At 66.4% G+C, this 5,759-nt stretch carries 5 protein-coding genes; all 5 read right to left on the bottom strand.

Going from position 1 to position 5,759, the window contains the following annotated elements; translation table 11 throughout:
- On the bottom strand, window positions 1-2,028 hold a 2,028-nt coding region (locus tag GPA_RS19635; protein WP_041239789.1), incomplete at its 3' end, for an ATP-dependent helicase.
- Window positions 2,029-2,134: 106 nt separating this feature from the next.
- On the bottom strand, window positions 2,135-3,871 hold the full coding sequence (locus GPA_RS15660; RefSeq protein ID WP_041239788.1) for a Na/Pi cotransporter family protein: 1,737 nt from the start codon (window positions 3,869-3,871) through the stop codon (window positions 2,135-2,137).
- A gap of 165 nt (window positions 3,872-4,036) precedes the next feature.
- A complete protein-coding gene (gene aroF / locus GPA_RS15655; protein WP_015540465.1) occupies window positions 4,037-4,837 on the bottom strand; it encodes a 3-deoxy-7-phosphoheptulonate synthase in 801 nt (266 codons plus the stop codon).
- The gene (locus GPA_RS15650; RefSeq protein ID WP_015540464.1) at window positions 4,834-5,115 is read right to left on the bottom strand and encodes a chorismate mutase; all 282 of its coding nucleotides are present in this window, start codon (window positions 5,113-5,115) and stop codon (window positions 4,834-4,836) included. Before GPA_RS15650 ends, aroF begins: the two co-directional genes overlap by 4 nt.
- A 204-nt stretch (window positions 5,116-5,319) precedes the next feature.
- On the bottom strand, window positions 5,320-5,759 hold a 440-nt coding region (locus tag GPA_RS15645), incomplete at its 5' end, for an undecaprenyl-diphosphate phosphatase (protein ID WP_041239787.1).

Here is a 5,759-nt window from a genome sequence, read left to right as displayed (position 1 = left end):
CGTGCCGCTGAAGCCCGCCGACCCCACGCCGGAGGACTGGCGCAGCTCGGAGGGGATCTCCTGGATGAAGCGCGACATCGGGTTCGCCGACGCCTGCCCGAAGATCTGGCGCTGCGAGGCGCAGGTGAGGAACAGGCGCTTGCGGGCGCGCGTGATGGCCACGTAGGCCAGGCGGCGCTCCTCCTCGATGCTCGCCGCATCGCCCACCGAGTTCATGTGCGGGAACAGCGTCTCCTCCATGCCAGCCACGAACACGCAGTCGAACTCGAGGCCCTTCGACGAGTGCACGGTCATGAGCGTGACCGCGTTGCCGTCCTCCGCCACCGTGTCGAGGTCGGTGCGCAGGCGCACCCACTCGATGAAGTCCGCGAGCGAGTCGCCCCGCAGCACGCGCGTGGGCGCCGCGTCCGCAGCAGCCCCGTCGTCGCCCCCTGTCGTGGGGGCCGCGTAGTCCGCGTCCTCGTCGTCGTGGGTGCTCACGAACTCGTCCACCACGCCCAGGAACTCCTGGATGTTCTCGATACGCCCGCGCGCCTCGTCGGTGTTCTCGGCCTGCAGCGCACCGATGAGGCCGCTCTTGTCGATGACGGCCTCGATGACCTTGCGCAGGTCGCCGCCGTAGGTGCGCGCCTCGTTGATCAGGCCCACGAACGAGGCCACGGACTGGCGCGTGGAGGCGCGCAGCTCCGGGTCGACGATAGCGAGCTCGGCCGCCTCGATGAACGGCATGTCCATCTCGCGCCCGAACTGCTCGATGCGCTCGATGGTGGTCTTGCCGATGCCGCGGCGCGGCACGTTGACCACGCGCTTGGCGGCGATGTCGTCGGCCGGGTTCACGATGAGCGTGAGGTAGGCCATGACGTCGCGGATCTCGGCGCGGTCGAAGAAGCGCGTGCCGCCCACGATGCGGTAGGGCACGCCGGCGCGCAGCAGCATGTCCTCCAGCATGCGGGACTGGGCGTTCGTGCGGTAGAACACGGCCACCTGGTTGTACGTGAGACCGGCCGCGCGCTGCTTCTCTATCTCGCCGGCTATCCAGCGGCCCTCGTCGCGCTCGTCGGAGGCCAGGTACACGTTGATCTTCTCGCCGTCCTCCGAGGCCGTGAACAGCTTCTTCTGCTTGCGGTGCTGGTTGTTCGCGATGACGGCGTTGGCCGCGGCCAGGACGTTGCCCACGCTGCGGTAGTTCTGCTCCAGCTTCACCACGTGGGCGTTCGGGTAGTCCTGCTCGAACTCCAGGATGTTGCGCAGGTCGGCGCCACGCCACGAGTAGATGGACTGGTCGTCGTCGCCCACCACCATGATGTTCTTGTGCCCCTCCGCCAAAAGCTGCGTGATGGCGTACTGGGCGTGGTTCGTGTCCTGGTACTCGTCCACCATGAGGTAGCGGAAGCGCTGCTGGTAGGCGGCGCGCACGTCCTCGTGGTTCTTGAGCAGCAGGTAGGCGTAGAGCAAGAGGTCGTCGAAGTCGAAGGCGTTCGCGGCCTTGAGGCGCTCCTGCAGGCGCGCGTACACGCGCGCGGCCACCTTCCCCACCGGGTCGGAGGCCTGATTCTCGAAGTCGCCCGGCACCACGAGCTCGTTCTTCGCCGTGGAAATGCGGTTCATGAGCGCGTTCGCCGGGAAGCGCTTCGGATCGATGTCCAGCTCGGCCATGATCTCCTTGTACAGGCGCTTCTGGTCGTCCACATCGTAGATGGTGAAGTTGCGCGTGAAGCCCAGGCGCTCCGCGTCGGCGCGCAGGATGCGCACGCACATGCTGTGGAACGTGGACACCCACATGCCGCGGCAGCGCGGACCCACCAGGCCGGCCAGGCGCTCGCGCATCTCGGCGGCCGCCTTGTTCGTGAACGTGATGGCCAGGATCTCCCAAGGCGCCACCCCGTGGTTCTCGATGAGGTTGGCAATGCGGTACGTGAGCACGCGCGTCTTGCCCGAGCCGGCGCCGGCGAGTACGAGCAGCGGCCCGTCGATGGTGACGACCGCCTCGCGCTGCGGCCCGTTCAGGGTTTCGATGTCGATTGGCATGTGAGCAGTCTCCTACGGATGGAGGTGAAATCAAGCTTCCGTATTCTACCGCTTTTCCCGCAGGGCGACGGGCAAACGCGCGCAATCTGCGCAAGCGCCCGTCCCGCTATGCGTACGCCTCGGCCAGCTCGTCGAGCGGGGCGGCGGGCTCGTCGTCGCCGGGGCGGCCGGCGCCGAGGGAGTCGCGCCACATGGACAGCTCCGCGCCGTGCTCCACGAGGTTCGAGCACTCGTTGCCCGCGCGCTCGAGCCCGAGCAGCAGCTGGTTGTACACGGCCTTGTTCTCGGGCGCGCACTGGCGGCTGCTCACGCGGCGGAAGTGGGCTTTGCGGGCCTTGCTCTGGCGCTTGATGATGGCGCGCCGGCGCTCGTCGAGCACCTGCTCGGATGCCGCATCCTGGTCGCTTAGGAACCGCAGTACCGCATCGTACATCTCCGACACCATGGCAGCGCTCTCAGCCAGCTCCTCGCGCGCCTCGTCCGAGAACGGCTTCTTGGATGCGAGGTTCTCGCCGTAGAGCCCGGCCACCTCGCCGCAGCGCGAGCCGATGCGGCCCACTGCGTCCACGATGGACATGAGATCGGTGATCTCGGCCGCCTGCCGCTCCGAGGTCGCGCCGGCGCTTAGCAGCTCCACCGCGTAGTTCGCAAGCTCCACCTCCGCGGCCTCCACCTGGGCGCAGTCGCCTTGCAGGGCCTTGAGCGCGGCGGCGTCCCGGCTCGCGACGGCCCCGGGCAGCGTCTCCAGCATGGAGCCCACCTTGTCGCAGAACTTCTGCAGCTCCTCGCCGAACATGCGGATGGCGAACACCGGCTGGCCGAGGATGTTCTCGTCGAGCGTGACGAGCGCGCCCGGCCCGTGCTCTTCCTCCTTGCCCGGAACGAGGAACGTGACGATCTTCACCATCACGCCCAGAAGCGGCAGCCACAGAAGCGTGCAGACGACGTTGAAGGTGGTGTGGGCGTTCGCGATCTGCCGTGCGATGACGTCGAGCTCGGGACCCGGCGTGATGAGCTGCACGAACGAGGCGAGCACTGGCACGAACCAGATGAACAGAAACGCGCCCGTGATGTTGAACACGCTGTGCGCCACGGCCGTGCGCTTCGCGTCGCGCGACTGCCCGATGCAGGCCAGAAGCGCGGTGATGGTGGTGCCTATGTTGTCGCCCAGCAGGATGGGGATGGAGCCCTGGAGGCCCAGCACGCTGGTCACGCCGTCGGGGCCGGGCTGCGAGGCGAAGCTCTGCAGCACCGCGATGGTGGCGCTGGAGCTCTGCACGACGAGCGTCATCACGGTGCCTACCACCACGCCGAGCGCGGGAATGTCCTTCACCTGGTCGATCATGGACAGGAACACGTCGCTCTGCGCGAGAGGCTTCATGACGGCGCCCATCGTGTCGATGCCCACGAACAGGAGGCCGAACGCGAACACGGTCTGCCCGATGTTCTTGACGCGCTCGTCCTTCGCCACGAACCACACGATGAAGCCCACGAACACGATGAGCCAGATGTAGTCGCTGATCTTGAACGCCATGAGCTGGGCCGTCATCGTGGTGCCGATGTTCGCGCCGAAGATGACCGCAATGGCCTGGCGCATGGTCATGAGGCGCGCGCTCACGAAGCCGATGGCCATGACCGTGGTGGCGCTGGAGCTCTGCAGCACGGCGGTGACCACCGCACCGGCCAGCACGCCGAGCACGGGATTGGAGGTGAGCAGGGACAGGATCGACTTCATCTTGGCGCCGGCGGCCTTCTGCAGGCCCTCGGACATCATGTTCATGCCGAACAGGAACACAGCCAGTCCGCCCAAGAGGCCGAACACGGTTTCCATCGGAGCGTTCACGCGGGACTCCCCTTCGCATCAGTCGGTTGCAGCGTCAGTGCGCGTGAGTCGAAAGGATACCGGGTGGACGGTAAGGCCTTCGTCAAGGGAAGGTAAAGCTCGGGTAAAGTTTTTACGAACAGGGCGCATCCGGCGGGTTTCCGCCCGTCGGATGCGCCCGATCCTTTACACGATGCGCTTGCCGAAGACGGCGGCGATCTCGCGGAGCTTGGCGACGAGCACCTCGAACTGGGCGGGCGTCAGCTGCTGCGGGCCGTCGGAGAGGGCCGCGGGCGGGTTGGGATGCACCTCGATCATGAGGGAGTCGGCCCCGGCCGCCACGGCGGCAAAGGCGAGCGACGGCACGAGGTCGCGCTGGCCGGCGGGGTGCGACACGTCGATGCACACGGGGCACAGCGACTGCTTGTGAATCACGGGCACGGCCGCGATGTCCAGCGTGAAGCGCGTGGCCGTCTCGAACGTGCGGATGCCGCGCTCGCACAGCACCACGTTGTCGTTGCCCTCGGCGGTGAGGTAGTCGGTGGCGGCCAGCCACTCGGCGATGGTGCCCGCGAAGCCGCGCTTGTACAGCACCATCTTGTGCGAGGTGGCCGTGACCTGGCCGATCTTCTTCAGCAGGCTGAAGTTCTGAAAGTTGCGCGCGCCCACCTGCAGGCCGTCCACGTAGGAGTGCACGAGCTCGCAGTGCGCGGAGTCCATGACCTCGGTGAGCGTCTTCAGGCCGTGCTTCTCGCCCGCGTCGCGCATGATCTTGAGGGCCTCCTCGCCCAGGCCCTGGAACGAGTGCGGGTTCGTGCGCGGCTTGAACGCGCCGCCGCGGATCCAGGTGAGGCCGAGGCCGGCCACGCATGCGGCCACTTCGTCGAACTGCTCGACCGACTCCACGGAGCACGGGCCGGCGAAGATGGTGATCTCGTCGGAGCGCGATCCGAGATCGGGGATAGAGGGGATGTTGACTTCGCTCATACCGACGGGGTCTCCTTCATGATCTTGAGAATGGTGGCGTAGATCTCGCGCAGGTTCTCGTTGTACAGGGGACCCTCGTTGTAGCTGCTCACCTTCGCGAAGATCTCCTCTTCGCGCTTGGCGTCGTACAGGCCCAGATGGGCACCGGGCTTGAGACCGCGGATGACCAGCGAATGGCCGGCGCGCTTGTTGAGCAGCGCGACGATCTGGCGGTCGATCTCGTCGATCTTGGCACGATGTTCTTGAATCTCCGCAAGGGAGGTGTCTTTCTCAGACATCGGCTTTCCTCTCATGACTCTCATGCGATAACGTGCGCTTCAGCCCGCGCCCCCGCACGTTGGAGGGCCTCTTCGGGCAACACGTGTGCCTGACATGATAGCAAAAGCGGCGCGCTCGGTAAGCGCGCCGCTGGGATTTAGCGGGAAGAACCACGGAAGCGGACCGGTCGAGGGCTCGTCGAGTGCTCGCTTGCGGACGCCGCCCTACGGCAGCATGCCCATCGATTCGAACACGAAGTAGCCCAGCACCAGCACGCCCACGACGATGCGGTACCAGCCGAACGCCGTGAAGTCGTTCTTCTTGATGTAGCCCATGAGGAACTTGATGGCGATGACCGACATGACGAACGCCGTCACGATGCCCACCGCGAGCACGACGACCTCCGTCATGGTCATGGCCAGGCCCGCGGCGAAGAACTTGAGGCACTTCACCAGGCCCCAGCCGAACATGATGGGGATGGCCAGGAAGAACGTGAACTCGGCCGCCGCGGTGCGCGAGCAGCCCGACAGCATGCCGCCGATGATGGTGGCGCCGGAACGGCTCGTGCCGGGGATGATGGCGAGCACCTGGAAGCAGCCGATCTTGAGGGCGGTCTTCCAGTCGATCTCGTCCACGTCGGTGATCTTGAACAGCTGCGCCTCGG

This window comes from Gordonibacter pamelaeae 7-10-1-b, assembly GCF_000210055.1.
Classification (GTDB): Bacteria; Actinomycetota; Coriobacteriia; order Coriobacteriales; family Eggerthellaceae; genus Gordonibacter; species Gordonibacter pamelaeae.
Note: the sequence above shows the minus strand (reverse complement) of the source record. Positions and strands in the feature narration are given on the sequence as shown.